This window comes from Streptomyces sp. MP131-18, from assembly GCF_001984575.1.
Lineage (GTDB): Bacteria > Actinomycetota > Actinomycetes > Streptomycetales > Streptomycetaceae > Streptomyces > Streptomyces johnsoniae.
In genome coordinates, this window is record NZ_LZNS01000001.1 from 710,640 (window position 1) to 727,841 (window position 17,202).

16 protein-coding genes are annotated in these 17,202 nt (G+C 73.8%); 7 read left to right on the top strand and 9 right to left on the bottom strand.

The genetic code is table 11. The features are described from left to right. Window positions 1-30: 30 nt before the first annotated feature. Window positions 31-2,163, bottom strand: a complete 2,133-nt coding sequence (locus STBA_RS03100) for a GMC family oxidoreductase (RefSeq protein WP_077057752.1) — start codon at window positions 2,161-2,163, stop codon at window positions 31-33. Window positions 2,164-2,360: 197 nt separating this feature from the next. Here STBA_RS03100 and STBA_RS03105 point away from each other — a divergent pair, with 197 nt between their 5' ends. After that, window positions 2,361-4,169: a glycosyl hydrolase gene (locus STBA_RS03105; protein WP_171987627.1), complete on the top strand. Its 1,809-nt coding sequence runs from the start codon at window positions 2,361-2,363 to the stop codon at window positions 4,167-4,169. Window positions 4,170-4,349: 180 nt separating this feature from the next. Beyond that, the gene (locus STBA_RS03110) at window positions 4,350-5,243 is read left to right on the top strand and encodes an alpha/beta hydrolase (protein ID WP_077057754.1); all 894 of its coding nucleotides are present in this window, start codon (window positions 4,350-4,352) and stop codon (window positions 5,241-5,243) included. Between the two features lie 136 nt (window positions 5,244-5,379). On the opposite strand, the gene STBA_RS03115 is transcribed toward STBA_RS03110, so the two are convergent. Continuing rightward, a complete protein-coding gene (locus tag STBA_RS03115) occupies window positions 5,380-6,312 on the bottom strand; it encodes a Rieske (2Fe-2S) protein (protein WP_077057755.1) in 933 nt (310 codons plus the stop codon). Window positions 6,313-6,481: 169 nt separating this feature from the next. On the opposite strand from STBA_RS03115, the gene STBA_RS03120 reads away from it, so the two are divergent. From STBA_RS03120 to STBA_RS03130, 3 genes are read left to right on the top strand one after another with little or no spacing between them, the layout of a single operon-like run. Next, window positions 6,482-7,732 (top strand): serine hydrolase domain-containing protein, encoded by a 1,251-nt coding sequence (locus STBA_RS03120; RefSeq protein ID WP_077057756.1) that lies wholly within the window; start codon window positions 6,482-6,484, stop codon window positions 7,730-7,732. A 49-nt stretch (window positions 7,733-7,781) separates the two neighbouring features. Further along, window positions 7,782-8,540 (top strand): GNAT family N-acetyltransferase, encoded by a 759-nt coding sequence (locus STBA_RS03125; RefSeq protein WP_077057757.1) that lies wholly within the window; start codon window positions 7,782-7,784, stop codon window positions 8,538-8,540. Between the two features lie 15 nt (window positions 8,541-8,555). Beyond that, the gene (locus STBA_RS03130) at window positions 8,556-9,536 is read left to right on the top strand and encodes an aldo/keto reductase (protein WP_077063074.1); all 981 of its coding nucleotides are present in this window, start codon (window positions 8,556-8,558) and stop codon (window positions 9,534-9,536) included. Window positions 9,537-9,543: 7 nt separating this feature from the next. Here the strand turns inward: STBA_RS03130 and STBA_RS03135 are convergent, their stop codons facing one another. The 7 genes from STBA_RS03135 to STBA_RS03165 all read right to left on the bottom strand — a co-directional run bounded on the left by STBA_RS03135 (window position 9,544) and on the right by STBA_RS03165 (window position 15,013). Beyond that, on the bottom strand, window positions 9,544-10,350 hold the full coding sequence (locus STBA_RS03135; protein WP_077057758.1) for an ABC transporter permease: 807 nt from the start codon (window positions 10,348-10,350) through the stop codon (window positions 9,544-9,546). Next, window positions 10,347-11,312 (bottom strand): ATP-binding cassette domain-containing protein, encoded by a 966-nt coding sequence (locus STBA_RS03140; RefSeq protein WP_077057759.1) that lies wholly within the window; start codon window positions 11,310-11,312, stop codon window positions 10,347-10,349. The genes STBA_RS03135 and STBA_RS03140 overlap by 4 nt, the downstream gene beginning before the upstream one ends. A gap of 75 nt (window positions 11,313-11,387) precedes the next feature. Next, complete coding sequence (locus tag STBA_RS03145; RefSeq protein ID WP_077057760.1) at window positions 11,388-12,176, bottom strand: DNA-formamidopyrimidine glycosylase family protein; 789 nt, start codon at window positions 12,174-12,176, stop codon at window positions 11,388-11,390. A gap of 4 nt (window positions 12,177-12,180) precedes the next feature. Beyond that, the gene (locus STBA_RS03150) at window positions 12,181-13,413 is read right to left on the bottom strand and encodes a DUF4032 domain-containing protein (RefSeq protein WP_077057761.1); all 1,233 of its coding nucleotides are present in this window, start codon (window positions 13,411-13,413) and stop codon (window positions 12,181-12,183) included. A 157-nt stretch (window positions 13,414-13,570) separates the two neighbouring features. Beyond that, window positions 13,571-14,104, bottom strand: coding sequence for a DUF3618 domain-containing protein (locus STBA_RS03155; RefSeq protein WP_077057762.1), 534 nt, complete (start codon window positions 14,102-14,104; stop codon window positions 13,571-13,573). Then, entirely contained in the window at window positions 14,080-14,505 is a 426-nt protein-coding gene (locus STBA_RS03160; protein ID WP_077057763.1) for a phage holin family protein, read from the bottom strand. The genes STBA_RS03155 and STBA_RS03160 overlap by 25 nt, the downstream gene beginning before the upstream one ends. Window position 14,506: 1 nt before the next feature. Next, window positions 14,507-15,013, bottom strand: coding sequence for a hypothetical protein (locus tag STBA_RS03165; RefSeq protein WP_143659415.1), 507 nt, complete (start codon window positions 15,011-15,013; stop codon window positions 14,507-14,509). Window positions 15,014-15,219: 206 nt separating this feature from the next. Here STBA_RS03165 and STBA_RS03170 point away from each other — a divergent pair, with 206 nt between their 5' ends. Continuing rightward, complete coding sequence (locus STBA_RS03170; protein WP_077057765.1) at window positions 15,220-16,191, top strand: right-handed parallel beta-helix repeat-containing protein; 972 nt, start codon at window positions 15,220-15,222, stop codon at window positions 16,189-16,191. Window positions 16,192-16,337: 146 nt separating this feature from the next. Then, on the top strand, window positions 16,338-17,168 hold the full coding sequence (locus STBA_RS03175; protein ID WP_077057766.1) for an aldo/keto reductase: 831 nt from the start codon (window positions 16,338-16,340) through the stop codon (window positions 17,166-17,168). Window positions 17,169-17,202 lie beyond the last annotated feature (34 nt).

Below are 17,202 nucleotides of genomic sequence, written 5' to 3' on the forward strand. Positions count from 1 at the left end.
GTCGTCCAAATCCCGTACGGCGGGCGGCAGTCAGGCCGCACCGATATGACCGCTGACCCGGTAGGCCAGCGCGAGAACGGTGAGGACCGGGTTCACGCCGCCGTTGGTGACGTGCAGGGACGCGTCGGCGACGTGCAGGTTGTCGTGGCCCCAGACTGTTCCGAAGGGGTCGGTGACCGAGGCGGCCGGGTCGGTGCCCATCCGGCAGGTGCCGGCCTGATGCTGCCCCGCGCTCGGCCCCGCGGCCGGCGGCCCGCCATGCGGGAACACCGTGGTGGCCCCGGCCGCCGTCAGCCACTCGGCGGCGCGGCCGGAGAGGAACGCCGCGTTCCGCGCGTCCTCGGGGTGAAGGTTCCCGGCCAGGCGCGCGACCGGCACGCCGAAGCGGTCGCGCGTGCCCGCGTCCACGGTGACCCGCACGCCGGCCCGCGGGATCTCCTGCACCGGGCCGGTGACCAGCGCGAGCCGCGTGTAGAGGGCGCGCATGCCCTCCTTGGCCGCCGCGCCCCACGCCGGAACGGCGCCGAGCGCGGTAAGCGTACCGAAGGTCTGCAGCGGCGTCGGCACGAAGTCGTTGGCGAGCATCCCGCCGCCGACCAGTCCCTCGTTGTGGTGCCTGAAGTCGTTGGTGGCGATGCTCGGCCCCGGCCCGACGCAGTCCTGCACCGGCTCGTCGAACAGGCCGAACGCCCCGGCGTACACGTGGCCCTGGAGATGGCGTCCGACCTGGTCGTGGGCGTTGCCAAGGCCCCGCGGTTCGCGGTCGGAGGCGCTGTTGAGGAGCAGCCGCGCCGTCTCGACGGCACCGGCCGCCAGAACGACGTGGCGGGCGGCGACCTCGCGGCGCAGGACCCGGCCGCCCGCCTCCGCGGCGAGCGCGACACCGCTGACGCGCCCGCCGGGGCCGCCGGTCAGCACGCGCGTGGCCTGCGCTCCGGTGAGCACGTCGCAGCGGCCGGTGGCGACCGCGCGCGGGATGACCGTGTTGTGCGTGCCGTTCTTGAACTCGCCGGTGCAGCCGAAACCCACGCAGGTCGCACAGCCGACGCAGCCGCCACGGCCGTCGCGGGGCACGGAGTTGATCAGCAGCGGCACGGGCGAGGTCGCGAGACCGAGGCGCCGCGCGCCCGCGGCCAGCACGCGGGCCGTTCCGTTGGGGCGCACCGGCGGCATGGGGTAGCCGCGGGCGCGCGGTCCGGCACAGGAGTTGCCCGCGGGGTCGCCGCTGACCCCCAGCTCCCACTCGGCGCGGTCGTAGTCGGGGGCGAGGTCGGCCTCGCCGAACGGCCAGTCGGCGAGCGAGCTGTCCTCGGGAACGCCGTAGGTGGTGGCCATCGCGAAGTCCTCCGCGCAGAACCGCCAGGACTGCGCCCCGTACACGCGGGTGCCGCCGCCCGCGGTCATCGCGTTGTTGGACCAGCGCGGGTCGGCGGGCCACACCACCTCGTCCCCCGAAGGCCCGGCGTGGACCCGGGGGTTGCCGCGGGCCGGGGGCCCGGCGGGGGTGTCGTAGGCGCCGCCGACCCGCGGAACGCCCCGCTGGTTGCGCAGGTGGTCGGGTATCAGCTCCTCCGGCGTCAGCCACGGGCCGCGTTCGACCAGCAGCACCCGGTGCCCGGCCTCGGCGAGCACGCAGGCCGCGACGCCGCCGCCGGCGCCCGAGCCGACGACGACGGCGTCGTAGCGGTCCGCGACCCGCTCCCACGGCGTCGTGGGCGGCGTCGCGGGGGCGGGCTCGGGCGGGGCGGCGCCTCCGGGCACGGGCCGGTATCCGATCATGCGCCAGGAGGCGGCGTTCCGGTTGCCGCCGTTGCCCGGATCGCCCCAGTAGCCCTGCGCGCACAGCCGGATCACCGCCAGGACGAACGTGTCGGGCGCGACCTCGCCCCACGGCGCGCGGGGCCGTCCGGCCAGCAGCTCGGCCACGATGCCGTCCTGCCGCGCCGCGTCCAGGTCCGCGAAGGCGGCGCCGCCGTGGCGGGCGGCGGACTCGGTGTCGAGCCGGGCGAGCCCGGCCTCGATCAGGGGCGCGTCGGCCCGCGCCTCGCCGGCCAGCATCCGCGGCAGGAAGCCGGCGGCGCCCGCCTCCCAGGCACCGGGGTGGCCGTCCCCTTCGGGGATGATGCGGTCCACCAGGGCCCGCAGGGTCTGGCGCGGTGTCATCGGTACTCCTCACGGTCGTGTCGTGGCGCCGGGCCGCGCCCCGCAGAGAATGCCAGCTCGTGGGCACATCCCGAAGAGGTTTCCCGGACCGTCCGCCGCGGCACCGGCGCCGCCGGACGCATTGACAGCCACCTGGGCTTGCGGTGCAATCCGCGTTGGGAGCGCTCCCAGACGATCTGTGGGAGGTGAGGGACCTGATGGAACTCCGCACTGCTGTCAGAGGATGCGCGGCCGCCGCGGTGGCGGGCGTGCTGGCGCTGCTCGGCGCACCGCCGACGGCCGGAGCCGCCACGGCCGGGTCCGCGGGCGGGCCCGCGGGCGGCGCCGCCGCCCCGGCCGAGGCCGAGGTGTACGAGGCCGAGGACGGCGAACTCCAGGGGGTGTCGGTCGGCACGACGGCACCCGGCTACTCCGGCACCGGCTACGTGGAGGGCTTCGACGAGGCCGGTGACCAGGTGACGGTCACCATCCCGGACAGCCCGGGCGGCCTGTACGAGCTGACCGTGCACTACCGCGCGCCGTACGGGCAGAAGAACGCCGGACTGCTGCTGAACGGCGCGGGCATGGGCGAGGTGACGCTGACCGAGACGACCGAGTTCGCCACCGCGGCGGCCGGGAAGGTGCTGCTCGAACCCGGGGCCAACACCCTCACCGTGGTCAGCAGCTGGGGCTGGTACGAGATCGACGCGCTCGCCATCGCGCCCGTTCCGCCGCGCCCGCCGCACCAGGTGACGGGCGAGCCGGTGAACCCGCAGGCCACGCCCGAGGCGCGAGCCCTGCTGCGCTACCTCACCGACGGGTACGGCAGCCGCATCCTCAGCGGGCAGCAGGACATGTCCGGCATCGCGTGGCTGGAGGAGAACATCGGCCGCACCCCGGCCGTCGCGGGGCTCGACATGATGGACTACTCACCGAGCCGCGTGGAGCGCGGCACGGTCTCCCAGGAGGTGGAGAACGCGCTGGCCTGGGACGAGCGGGGCGGCATCACGACGTTCGTGTGGCACTGGAACGCGCCCACCGGCCTCATCGACGAGCCGGGCCGCGAATGGTGGCGCGGCTTCTACACCGACGCGACCACGTTCGACCTCCAGGCCGCGCTGGCGGACAAGGAGTCCGAGGAATACCGGCTGCTGCTGCGCGACATCGACGCCATCGCCGTCGAGCTGGCCCGGCTGAAGGACGCGGGCGTGCCCGTGCTGTGGCGCCCGCTGCACGAGGCGGAGGGCGGCTGGTTCTGGTGGGGCGCGAAGGGGCCGGAGCCCGCCAAGGAGCTCTGGCGGATCATGTACGAGCGGATGACCGAGGTGCACGGCCTGCACCACCTCATCTGGGTGTGGAACTCGGTGGACCCGGCCTGGTACCCGGGCGACGACGTCGTGGACATCGTCAGCGCCGACTCCTACCCGCCCGCGGGCGACCACGGCCCGGTCAGCGCGACCTACGAGAAGCTGGTGGAGCTGGCCGACGACCGGAAGCTGGTGGCCCTCACCGAGGTCGGCCCGATCCCGGACCCCGACCTGCTGGAGTCCTACCAGGCCGACTGGGCCTGGTTCGTCACCTGGTCCGGCGACTTCCTGACCGACGGGGTGACGAATCCGCGCGAGCATCTGGAGCACGTTTACAACCATCCACGGGTGATCACGCTGGATGAGCTGGGCGACTTCAAGAACCACGGCGGCTGCACGGCGACCCACCGGGTCGTCGAGGGCTGGGGCACGGGACATCTGGCCGACGTCACCGTCCGCAGCACGCGCACGGCGCCGGTCTCCGGCTGGGAGGTGGCCTGGCGGGTGCCGTCCGGGGACACGGTCGGGCAGGCGTGGAACGCCACGCTGTCCACCACACCGGACTTCCTACGGGCCACGCCGAGGCCGTGGAACGCGGAGCTGCCGCCGGGCGGCGAGGTGTCCTTCGGATACCTCGGCACGGCCCCGGCCGCCGCGGAGGTCGTCCCGGCACCGAGCTGCTCCGCGGGCGGCCGCGCGGGGACTCCGTCCGGCGGGTAGGCCGGCCCGGGACTACCGAGGCGCCGTTCGCCGCGTGCGCGTGCGCGGCGGACGGCGCCGAGGCGCGGCTGTGCCGGAGCGGTGCCTGTCCTTACCCGTCTCCCGCGCGCGTGAGGCTTGGAGCGGTGTCCGGGCCGGCCTACGGTGAATGCCCGGACGGTCCCGAAAGAGGGGGAACTCATGCCATTTGGCCCCGGACCCGGACCCGCTTCGCACCGCACCGTGGACATCGACGGCATCGAGATCTTCTACCGCGAGGCGGGACACCCCGACGCCCCGGTGCTGCTGCTTCCGCACGGCTATCCCGGGTCGTCCTTCGTCTACCGGCACCTGCTGACCGCCCTCGCGGACCGGTGGCGCCTGATCGCCCCGGACCTGCCCGGCTTCGGCTACAGCGGGACACCCGCACCGGACGATTTCGACTACACCTTCGACGCCTACGCGGACTTCCTGTTCGCTTTCGCCCAGGAGATGAGACTGGACCGGTACGTCATCTGGCTCCACGACTACGGTTCACAGTTCGGATTCAGGCTCGCGATGCGCGAGCCCGCGCGAGTGGCCGGCCTGATCATCCAGAACGGCGACATCTATGAGGACGAGTTCGGACCGAAGTACGACGGACTGCGGAGGTTCTGGACCAATCCCGGCCCGGAGTCGAGGCGAGGCATCGCCCAGCACGTGAGCCTCGACGGATTCCGCGACGAGTTCGCCGGCGAACTCCCGGCCGAGGTGGCCGACCGCGTTCCCCCGGACCTGTGGACCCTTCACTGGTCCCTGATGTCCGACCCCGCCCGGGTGGCCAACCTCGTCCGGCTGCTGGAGGACCAGCCCACGACGCTGGCCTGGTTCCCCCGGCAACAGGCGTACCTGCGCGAACACCAGCCGCCGACCCTGATCGTATGGGGCCCGAACGACGGCTACATGCCCGAAGGCGCCGCCCGCGCCTACCACCGCGACCTCCCCGGGGCCGAGTTGCACCTGCTCAACGGCGGACACTGGCTGCTGGAAACGCACCTGGCCGAGGTCGTCCCCCTGGTCCGGGACTTCCTGAACCGGGTTCACACACCTGCCTGACTTCCTCTGCCAGTTGTCGGCACCCCCCGTCGCCCTCGACGGAGACCGCAACGGAGACCGCGACGGAGACAGGGCCGGCAAGTCGTCATCGTTACCGGGCACCAGGAGGCGGGACGTCGGCCGGCCCGGTGTCCGGTCAGCTCTGTGCCGCGGTCCCGGGCAGGCGGACCGCGACGCGGCCGTCCGTTATCCGGGTCTCGAACGCCGGCTGCGGGGCGGTGGCCGGGCCGCCCACGTGCCAGCCGTCCGCGAGCCGGAACACGCTGCCGTGCCAGGGGCAGCGCACGCAGCCGTCCTCGACCTCGCCCTGGGACAGCGGCCCGGCCTGGTGGCTGCACCGGTCGGCGAGGACCCGTACGACGGAGTCGGTCTCGCGCACCACCAGCACCGGTACGTCGCCGACGGTGCGCTGGACGGGCCGCCCGACCGGGAACTCGCCGAGGTCCCCGAGGCGGTGCCAGCCCGGCTCCACCAGGTCGGGCACCGGCTCGGCGTGGTTGACGCCCGCGGCCTGCCGGTAGGCGAGGTGCCCGCCGACGGCGCCGCCGAGGCTGACGACGGCCAGCCCGGCGAAGCCGAGCCCGCGGCCCGCCATGCGGCGGCCGCGGAGGCGCGCGGTCAGCGACGCGGCGTAGAGGGCGACGGCTGCCGAGTTGGCGGCGGCGTGCACCAGGCCGACGCGCATCTGGGGCTTGCGCAGGTCCGCCCAGTCGGCCCAGCCCGCGACCGCGGCGGGGGCCGCGGTGGCCAGGCCGACGGCAACGAGCGCGCCCGCACCGCGCCGGCGCCCCGGCGCGAGGTCGAGCACGGCCGCGGACAGCCAGGTGCCCATCGGCACCTGCACCATCAGCGGGTGCACCGGATGGCCGAGCCAGGTGCCGTGCAGGACGTCGCGGGCCCCGGCGGGGATCGTGTGCACGGCGCCCCGCAGCACCCGGATCAGCGGGTCGGCCCACCGGGTCGACTCCACGGTGTCCATGGCGGACAGCACCCGCCCTGGCCGTTCGCGGTCGGGCAGCAGGGCGCGGACGGCGGATGAGCTACTGGGCAGTCTCTGGAAGAAGGCCATGCCGCCGAGTTCCCCTCCGACCGGGAACGAAACGGCCCGCCGGTCGCCTGGACCGGGTGACAGCCGCAGGGCCGGACGGGGGTTGGCCCGATTGCCGGGTGACCGCGTGCTCGACGACGGTGGGTTACCGCACACCACACACCGCAGACCACCGAGAGAGGTCCCCCGCATGGACACACCGTCACAGCATCACCGCCGTCGCGCCGTCGTCGGCGCAGGCCTGGCCGCCCTGGCCACCGCCCCGGTGTCCTTGACCGCAGCATCCGCAGCATCCGCGGCGACCACGGCGACCACGGCGCAGGCGGCCCCGGCCGCCGCCGGCACGGACGCGCTGCGGCGCGAGGTGGAGCGGGCCCAGGCCGACGGCAGCTTCGTCAGCCTCGTGGCCCACCTGCGCGACGGCCGGCACCGCGCCCGCGCCCGCTCGGGCGTCGCCGACCTGGTAACCGGCGAGCCGGCGCCGTACGACGGCTATGTGCGCGGCAACAGCGTCACCAAGACATTCGTCGCCACGCTGGTCCTCCTGCTGGAGGCCGAAGGGCGCCTGTCCCTCGGTGACCCCGTGTCGCACTGGCTGCCGGGCCTGATCTCCGGCAACGGCTACGACGGCGACGCGATCACCCTGCGGAACCTGCTCCAGAACACCAGCGGGCTGCCCAACCACACCCAGCTCATCGACTTCGACCAGACCGGGGAGGCGTTCCGGCGTCACAGGGAACGCCACTACGAACCCGTGGAGCTGGTCGCCATGGCGCTGGCGGAGCCGCCCAGCTTCCCCCCGGCCGACCCGGACGACCCCGAACCCGACTTCGAGTACTCCAACACCAACTTCGTCGTCGCCGGCATGGTCGTCGAGGCGGTCACCGGCCGCGGCTGGCGCAGGGAGCTGCACCGGCGCATCGCGCGCCCCCTCGGCCTGCGCCGCACCTACGCGCCCGCCGACGACACGGCACTGCCGGCGCCGCACGCCCGCACGTACAAGCGGTTCCCGGAGAACCGCGCCGAGTGGACCGACACCACGATGCGGAACATGACCTTCTACGGCGCCTCCGCCGAGATCATCACCAGCCCCGGCGACCTGGACCGCTTCACGACCGCCCTGTTCCGCGGCGAGCTGCTGCCCCCGCCCCAGCTGCGGGCGATGCTGCGCTCCGTTCCCCTCGCGGGCGAGATGGCACAGATGTTGCCGGAGGGCCGCTACGGCCTGGGCATGGTGCGCCGGACCCTGCCGTGCGGCAGCCATGTGTGGACCCCGGCGGGCCAGGGCGCGGGCAGCCAGACCTACCTTTCGTGCACGGAGGACGGCCGCACGGCCGTCGTGGTCCACCACACCGGCACGGGTGGCCCCGAGCAGATCACCCGCGGCGTGACGGCGACCATGCGCCTGATGGACAACGTGCTCTGCGACGCCATCGCCTGACTCCGAATTTCCTTTGCCGACGGCATGCGGGGACTGCCAGGGTCGGGGCATGCCGATTGATCCGCTGCTCTCCGCGGCCCGCGCCCTGTGGACAGGGTGGGCAGGAGTGCCGGTCTCTTTCGGCCCGGTCGGAGGGCTGAACGTGGTCGTCTCACCGGAATCGGGCATGTGCCCGCCCGGCTGGGTCGGGGTGGTCGCTCTGGGCGGATCGGCGATCGCGACGGCGCCGGACGGGAGGACGGCCGTCCTCGTTCGTGACGGCCTGGCTCCTTTGCCCCCGGAGGCAGTCGTGGACGCGGACGTGGTCCGCCAGGTGCTGCCGGTGGCCGGTCTGCTCGGTCCTGCGGCGTTGGCGTATGTGTCGCCCGTGCACTTCCGGCCCGCGGAGGCCGGTGTGCCGACCGTCGAACGACTGCCCGGCGGCCACGCGGATCTGCGGGACCTGGCGGCGTCCGTGGGCGAGGAGGAGGCGGGTGAGGCCGGGTTGGACGGGATCACCTCGCCGGCGTTCGCGGTCAGGGAGGGCGGTCAGGTGGTCGCGGCTGCCGGCTACCAGCTCTGGCCGGGCCTGGCGGCCCATGTCAGCGTGCTGACCGGACGGGAGTGGCGGGGGCGGGGGCTGGCCCGGCTGACAGGTTCGGCGGCGGTCGCGCACGCGCTCGCGGCCGGGCTCCTGCCGCAGTGGCGGGCCCGGGTTCCCGCGTCTCGGCGCGTCGCGGCCGCACTGGGCTTCCAGGAGCTTGGGGCCCAACTCAGTATCGGGATTTCCCGGGGGACGCCCGGGGCGAGCGGCCCGTCGTCCGGTTGAGGCAGAATGCGGCGCATGGAGCAGCGGATACTCGGGAAGTCGGGACGGCCGGTGTCGGTCGTGGGCCTGGGCACGTGGCAGCTGGGCGCGGACTGGGGGGACGTGCCGGAGCGGGCGGCGATGTCCGTCCTGGAGGCGGCGGCCGAGGCGGGTGTGACGTTCTTCGACACCGCCGACGTGTACGGGGACGGGCGCAGCGAGCGGCTGATCGAGGCCTTCCTGCGGGCCTCGCCCGGTGCGGGGATCACGGTGGCCACCAAGATGGGCCGCCGGCTGCCGCAGCTTCCGGAGAACTACGTGCTGGACAACTTCCGGGCGTGGACGGACCGCTCGCGCACCAACCTGGGCGTGGACACCCTGGACCTGGTGCAGCTGCACTGTCCGCCGACGCCCGTGTTCTCCTCGGACGCCGTCTTCGACGCGCTGGACACGCTGGTGGCCGAGCAGCGGATCGCGGGCTACGGGGTGAGCGTGGAGACGTGTGAGGAGGCGCTGGCGGCGATTGCGCGCCCCGGCACGGTGAGCGTTCAGATCATCCTGAATCCGTTCCGCCGCAAGCCGCTGGAGCGGGTGCTGCCCGCGGCGCGCGAGGCCGGAGTGGGCATCATCGCGCGGGTGCCGCTGGCGTCCGGGCTGCTGTCGGGCCGGTACACGGCGGACACGGTGTTCCCCGCGGACGACCACCGCACCTTCAACCGGCAGGGCGAGGCGTTCGACCGGGGCGAGACGTTCTCCGGGGTCGACTTCGCCGCCGGGGTCGCGGCGGCGGCCGAGTTCGCCGGGCTGGCGCCCGAGGGCGCGACGCCGGCCCAGACGGCGCTGCGGTGGGTGGTCCAGCAGCCGGGGGTGACGACGGTGATCCCGGGGGCGCGCTCGCCGGAGCAGGTGCGGGCGAACGTGGCGGCGGCGCTGCCGCCGCTGTCCGAGGCCACGCTGAGGGCGATCGGGGCGGTGTACGACACGCGTATCCGGCACCTGGTGCACGGTCGCTGGTAGGGCGGGCTCAGATCTTCCGCTTGAAGACGCGCACGGACAGCGGCGCGAAGACGGCGGCGATGCCGAGGGCCCAGGCGAGGGAGGCGATCACGGGCTCGGCGACCTCGCCGCCGAGCATCAGTCCGCGGCAGGCGTCGGCCAGTTTGCTGACGGGGTTGATGTTGACGAAGCCCTGGAGCCAGCCCGGCATGGAGTCGACGGGCACGAACACGTTGCTGACGAAAGTGAGCGGGAACAGGCTGGTGAAGCCGAAGATCTGGACCCGTTCCGCGTCCTTGGCGAGCAGGCCGACCAGCACCGCGACCCAGGAGAAGGCGAGGGCGAACGCCAGCAGCAGGACGGCCGCCCCGATCACGCCGGGGACGCCGGGCGAGCCGAGGCGGAAGCCGAGGATCAGCCCGACCGCCAGCACCAGCACGATCGACCAGGCCTGCTTCACCTGGTCCGCGGCGATACGGCCGGCCAGCGGGGCCCAGCGGGCGATGGGCAGTGAGCGCAGGCGGTCGAAGACGCCCTTGGTGACGTCGGTGTTGAGGCCCTGTCCGACGTAGAGGGTGACGAACAGCATGTTCATCACGATCAACCCCGGCAGCATGAACTTCAGGTACGCGTCGGTGGAGCCGGCGACCGCGCCGCCGAACACGTAGGTGAAGAGCAGCACGAACATGATCGGCTGAATGCTGAAGTCGGTCAGTTCGAACGGGTTGTGCCTGACCTGGACCAGGGTGCGCCAGGCCAGCGTCAGGCTCTGCCGCACGCCCTGGGCGAGGGTGACGCGCGGGGCGGTGGCGGTTCCGTTCCCAGGACCGGTCATGCGGCGCCCGCCTGCCCGCCGCCCGCCCCGTCCTCGGCCGGGCGGCCGGTGAGGGTGAAGAAGACCTCGGCGAGGCTGGAGCCGCGCAGCGTCAGTTCGGCGACCAGGACCCCCTCGTCGTCGAGTCTGCGCACGACGGCCGGCAGGAGCGCGGCGTCGCCGACCGGCGCGGTGATCAGGTCGTCCTTGACGTCGGGGGCCGCCCCGGTCAGGTCCGCGACGGCGGCGCGGGCGTCCTGCACGCGGGCGGGGTCGGCGGGCCGGACGGCGAGGGTGCGGGCGCCGACGCGCGACTTGAGCTCCTCGGAGGTGCCGGTGGCGACGACCTCGCCGTGGTCGATCACGACCACCTCGTCGGCGAGTGCGTCGGCCTCGTCCAGGTACTGCGTGGTGAGCAGCGCCGTGGCACCGGTGGACACCAGCCGGCGGATGAGGTCCCACAGCTCGCTGCGGGCGCGGGGGTCGAGGCCGGTGGTCGGCTCGTCGAGGAAGAGGACGGGCGGGCGGCCGACCAGACTGGCGGCCAGGTCGAGGCGGCGGCGCATGCCGCCGGAGAAGGTGCCGACCGCGTTGCCCCCGGCGTCGGCGAGTCCGAACTGGTCGAGCAGTTCGCGGGCGCGGTGCCTGGCCTCGCGCCGGGGCATGCCGAGCAGGCGGCCGATGAGCTGGAGGTTCTCCATCCCGGTGAGCCGCGTGTCGACGGAGGCGTACTGGCCGGTGAGGCCGATGAGCTGCCGCACCCGGTGGGCCTCGCGCAGCACGTCGTGGCCGCCGACCTCGGCGCGTCCGGCGTCCGGGCACAGAAGAGTGGCGAGGACGCGCACGACGGTGGTCTTGCCCGCCCCGTTGGGGCCGAGGAGAGCGAACACGGTACCGGCGGGGACGCGGAGGTCGACACCGGCCAGCGCGGTGGTGTCGCCGAACCGCTTGGACAGCCCTTCCGTCAGGATGGCGTCGCCCATGAGCCTGGCTCCCTTCCGCAAGGACACCTCCACTATCCGTGCCTGGGCGGGCCGCCGCGACCTCAAAGGGACCGTTCAGTCGGGGTCGCGCTGGCAGACGGGGCACCACACGGTGCCGCGCCCGCCGACGCGGTCGCGGTGCAGTGGCCCGTGGGAACGGGGGCAGCGGGGCTCGTCCGCGTCGCGGTGGCCGGTGAGCCAGTCCTGCCGCGGCGGGACGCGGCCGGCCCGCACGGACGTCCTGAGCACCTGCCGCATGGCCTCGGCCAGTCGGCGGCGCTCCGCGGCGCCGAGGTCGCCGGCCGGGCGGGCGGGGCGGATGTGGGCGCGCCACAGGATCTCGTCGGCGAGGAGGTTGCCGAGCCCGGCGAGGGCCGTCTGGTCGGTCAGGACGGATTTGACGCGGGCGCGGCGCCCGGTGAGCAGCTCGTCGAGCTGCGCGCGGGTGACGTGCAGCGCGTCGGGCCCCTGCTCGCCGATGACCCGGCCGATGTCGTCCTCGGTGGCGGCGAGCCAGATCCCCTTGAGCTTGCGCTGGTCGCGGTAGCGCAGCTCGTGCCGGTCGTCGAGGCCGAACGTGACGCGGTCGTGGCGGTCGGGCAGGTCGTCGGGGTGCTGGCAGACCAGGCGCCCGGTCATGCCGAAGTGCATCAGGGCCGTGGGTCCTTCGGTGCGGGCGACGAGCCATTTGCCGCGGCGTTCCGGCTCGGCCAGGCGGCGGCCCTTGAGGGCCTTGCGCAGCCGGGGCGCGGTCACGTCGTGCAGGACCGAGGCGTCGGCGATGCCGACGTGCGCGATGCGCCGCCCGCGGCCGCACTCATCGAGAACGCGCCGGAAACCCTCCACATCAGGCAATTCAGGCATGCGCTCACGTTACGTCGCGGGCCGCCGCCTCCGCGCGGGGACGGAGGATGGTCTCTATGTAGTCCTGCGCGGTGGTCTCCAGGCCGACGTCGCGCTGCGCGCGCTCCGAGAGGTACCAGCGGTGCTCCAGCAGCTCGTGGTAGATCTGCGCGGTGTCGGCGCCGTCCCGCAGGTCGAGGGGCACCGCGCGCACGGCGGGCCGGAAGACGTCGCGGACCCAGCGGTGGGCGAGCACTTCGGGGCGGGCGCCGAGCGGGTCGCCCGGGGCGTAGTCCTCCTGGCCGGCCATCCACGTCTCCAGGTCGTTGAGCAGGCTCCTGGCCTGGTTCTCCTCGGCGTCGAGGCCGGTGAGGCGCAGCAGTTGGCGCTGGTGGTGGCCGGCGTCGACGACCTTGGGGAGGAAGGTGACGTGGTCGCCGTCGGGGGAACGCTGAATCTGCATCTCCGCGACGTCGAAGCCCAGTTCGTTCAGGCGGCGGATGCGGCGGTCGATGTAGTGCCGCTTGTCCTTGGGGTAGATGGAGGTGCGGGTCAGCTCGTGCCACAGGTCGCCGTAGCGTTCGACGATTTCCTGGCCGAACGGCACCGGGTCGACCGAGGGGTGCAGGGAGCCGCCGGCCTCCAGGTCCATCAGCTCGCCGACGATGTTGACCTGGGCCACCTCCAGGTCGTAGTCGCGCTGGCCGCGGGTCAGCCGGGGCTGGATCTGGCCGGTCTCGGCGTCGACGAGGTAGGCGGCGTAGGCGCCGGCGTCGCGTCGGAAGAGGGTGTTGGACAGGGAGCAGTCGCCCCAGGCGAAGCCGCTGAGGTGGAGCCGCACGAGGAGGACGGCGAGCGCGTCGAGGAGCCGTTTGATGGTGGTGGGGCGCATCGTCGTCTCGAACATCGAGCGGTAGGGCAGGGAGCCCTTGAGCTGCCGGGTGATCAGCACGGGTTCGAGCGGCTCGCCGTGGGCGCCGGTTCTGCCGGTGACCACCGCGACCGGGTCGACGGACGGCACGGCCAGCCGGTCCAGGTCCCGCAGCAGGGCGTATTCGCGGACGGCCGCCCACTCGCCGACCTCCTTCACCGCCACCACCTCGCTGCCCGCCCTGGCGAAGCGGACCACGTGGCGGGAGATGCCGCGCGGCAGGGCGACGAGGTGCTTCTCCGGCCACTCCGCCAGCGGGACGTCCCACGGCAGGTCCAGGAGGGTTGCGGGGTGGGCGGGGTCGGTGGCGGTGATGTGCAGCTCCATGGGGTCCAGTCTGCGCCAGGTCGCCGCCCGTCCGGGCGGCGGTGCCCCGGTGCGGCGGGCCGCCGCGGGCGAACGGGCGGCGCCCGGCGGGCGGCGGGGTCGCGGCCGGCCTCGGCGGGCGGCCGGTGCGCCGCCCGCCGAGGCCGGACCGGGTCGCTCAGCGGTTCCTGACGGTGCCGGCCGCGGAGTCCTTCAGGCTCTGCGCGGCCTGCCGCACCGTGTCACCGCCGTCGGCGCGCACATGGCGAGCGGATTCGAACGCGGCGTCCCGCACCGGCCCGGCACGTTCGGACAGCCGTTCGGCGGCCTGCTGCTCCTGGCGGCTCGCCGGCGCGAGCGAGGCGGCCATCAACCCGGCGCCGAAGGCGACCGCCCCGGCGGCCAGCGGGTTGCCCCGCGTGCGGCGCGCGGCCTCCTGCGGGGCGCGGCCCGCGCCGCCGCCGGCCTGGGCCGCGGTGTCGCGGGTGGACCTGGCGGCCCGGCTGCCGCGTTCCCTGGCCCCGCCGATGCTTCCGGAGGCCGAGCCCGCGATGCGCTCGCGCAGTCCTGAGGCGGTGTCGCGCACGCGTGCGCCCCGGCGCTGCGCCATGCGGCGCGGGCTGGCCCGGTCCGCGAGCCGGTCCAGGTCGCCGGCCAGTTTGTTCCTGGTGGCCTCGATGTCGGCCCTTATGCGGTCGGGTGACGTGCCCATCGTGCGTCCTCCTTGAGGGTTTCCACGGTCTGTTCGGGTGCGGGGGACACGCTCTTCATGCGGGCGCGCCCCGCGACGAACAGGACGGCGCCCGCGACCGCCCACACCCCGGCGACGATCAGTCCGGCCCACCCGGCGTCGACCACGTTGGCCAGGCCGAACATCAGGGCCAGGGAGAGGAAGAAGGCGACCATGTAGCCGGCGAATCCCGCGCCGCCGAACATGCCCGCGGCCTTCCCCGCCTTGCCGACCTCCTGGCGGACCTCGGCCTTGGCGAGTTCGACTTCCTGGCGGAAGAGCCGCTGGGCGTCCGCGGTGACCTCGGAGATCGCGCCGCCGATGGACCCGTCCCGTTCCGCGGCGGTTTCCGCCTGTCGCGGTTCCCGTGACGTCAGCGTCATGTCACACCTCCCGCTGCTCGGTCTCGTCGGCCCCGTGCCCGTCGGACCCGTGCCCGTCGGCCTCGGCGCGGCCGGCCTTGACCAGCCGCCCGATGGCGAGCCCCGCCAGCGCGGCGCCGCCGAGGAAGGCGGCGGGCCGGCGCCGGGCGAAGCCCTGCACGTCCTCGACGAGCCCGCCGAAGCCGTGCCGGTCGAGGTAGTCGGCGGCGCGGTGGCCCTGGTCGGCGGCCTGCGCCACCAGGCTTTGGGCCGGCGAGTCGGCGGGGGCGTTCCGGGCCAGGCCCGCCATGTCGTCGGCCCACTGCCGGACGGCGCCCGCGGTGCGGTGCGTCTGGGTGTCGGCCTCGTCCGTGACGCGGCCGCGCAGGTCGTGGGCGGTGGTCCGCGCCTGGCTCCTGGCCTGGTCCGTCACGGCCCGGGTCTGCTCCCGCGCGGTGTCGGTGAACCCCCGGGACCCGTCTCCGCTCTGCTGGGCACGGTGCGTGTCCACATGCGCAGACTCACTCATGGATCTCTCCTTCTCCGGGATGCGGGTGTGCCTCCCTGTTCCGGAGCCGGGTTACCACCGCAAACCAGACGAAAACCTCGCAAACCGCACAACGAAGGTATTCACGGAACGCGGCCGCGCTCGTATACCTGGAGCAGGCGCCGTGCCTCGGCGGCGCCCTTCGACCGCCATCCGCCCGGCCACGGGCGACGACCACCGGGAGTCCCATGTCCGCACCGCGCAGCCCCGCGCTGCTCGCCGCCGTCCTGCTGACCGCCGCGGCCACCGGCGGCACCGTGCAGGCGGCGGACCGTGCCGCGACGGCGGTCCTCGACGTCACGGATGCCGACGAGCTGGCGCAGGCCCTGGCCGACGCCGCCCCCGGCGACACCATCCGCCTGGCCGACGGCACCTACCAGGGCAACTTCGACGCCACCACCAGCGGCACGGAGGGCGCCCCCATCACCCTCACCGGCTCGTCCGGCGCCGTGCTGACCGCGCGCGGCGGGTACGGCCTGCACCTCGACGGCGCCTCGTACTGGAATCTGTCCGGCTTCACCGTCACCGGCGGGCAGAAGGGCATCGTCACCGACGCGGCCGACCACGTCCACATCGACGCCGTCACCGTTCACGGCCTGACCATGGAGGCCGTCCACTTCCGCAACTCCAGCTCCCACGGCTCGCTCACCGACTCCACCATCCACGACACCGGCAACGACGGCCGCGGCATGGGCGAGGGCGTCTACGTCGGCAGCGCGGGCGGCACCGACGACCACAGCGACCACGTCCTCATCCGCGGCAACACCCTCGGTCCCGGCATCGGCGGCGAGAACATCGACATCAAGGAGGGCACCACCGGCGCCCGCATCATCGGCAACACCTTCGACGGCAGCGGCCTGACCGGCGCCAACTACGACGACTCCTGGGTCGACATCAAGGGCAATCACGTGCTGGTCGAGGGCAACACCGGCGTCCACACCACCAACGACGGCTTCCAGACGCACGAAGTGCAGGCCGGCTGGGGCTGCCACACCGTATTCCGCGGCAACCACGCCGACCTCACCGGCTCAGCCGGACCCGACCGGTACGCCATCAACGTGACCAGCCACGACCCCGAGACCTGCCCCGTCACGGTCACCGGCGACAACACCGTCACCGGCGGCAACGGCCTCACCAACCCGGGCATCCCGGTCGGCTGAGCAGACCGGCTCCGGACCGGACGTGCGGCCCCGGGGCGGCGGCCACAGAATGGACGGGCGCCCGCGGAGGAGAGGGCAACGGCCGCGTGGTGAACGGTCGCGCTGTTCTCCGGCCCGGCGGGCGCCCCGCCGACCAAGGAGGAGCAGTGGCCGCAGCGCCCACCCATACGCTCAACGACTCGCACGACCTGCCCGCGTTCGGCCTGGGCACCTACCCGCTGGACGATGCCGCGGCCGAGACGGCGGTGGCCGGGGCCCTCGGCCTCGGCTACCGGCTCATCGACACCGCGGTGAACTACGGGAACGAGACGGGCGTCGGCCGCGGCATCGCCGCCTCGGGCCTGCCCAGGGACGAGGTCGTGGTCACCACCAAGCTGCCGGGCCGCCACCACGGCTACGACGAGACCCTGGCCTCCTTCGAGGAGTCCAGGGCACGGCTCGGGCTGGGGCACGTCGATCTGTACCTCATCCACTGGCCGCTCCCCGGCATCGGCGCCTTCACCGAATCCTGGCGGGCGATGATCAAGCTGCGGGACGACGGCCTGGTGCGGTCCATCGGCGTCTCCAACTTCACGCCCGTTCACTTGCGCCGCCTCGCCGAGGAGACGGGGGTGCTGCCCGCGGTGAACCAGATCGAATTGCACCCCCTATTTCCCCAGGACGAGGCTCGCGCTTTCCATGCCGAGCACGGCATCATCACGGAGAGCTGGAGCCCGCTGGGCCGCGGCAGCACCCTGCTGCGCGACGCGGGCATCGGGCGGCTCGCCGAGAAGCACGGCGTCACGCCCGCGCAGATCGTGCTGCGGTGGCACGTCCAGCTCGGTGTGGTACCCATCCCGAAGTCGGGCGACCCCGGGCGGCAGCGGGAGAACTTCGACGTGTTCGGCTTCGCGCTGGACGCGGAGGAGATGGCGGCCGTGTCCGACCGCCCGCACCGGCGGCTCGGCGGCGACCCCGACACGCACGAGGAGTTTTGACCGACTGCCCACCACGCCGGGATACGCTCACCGC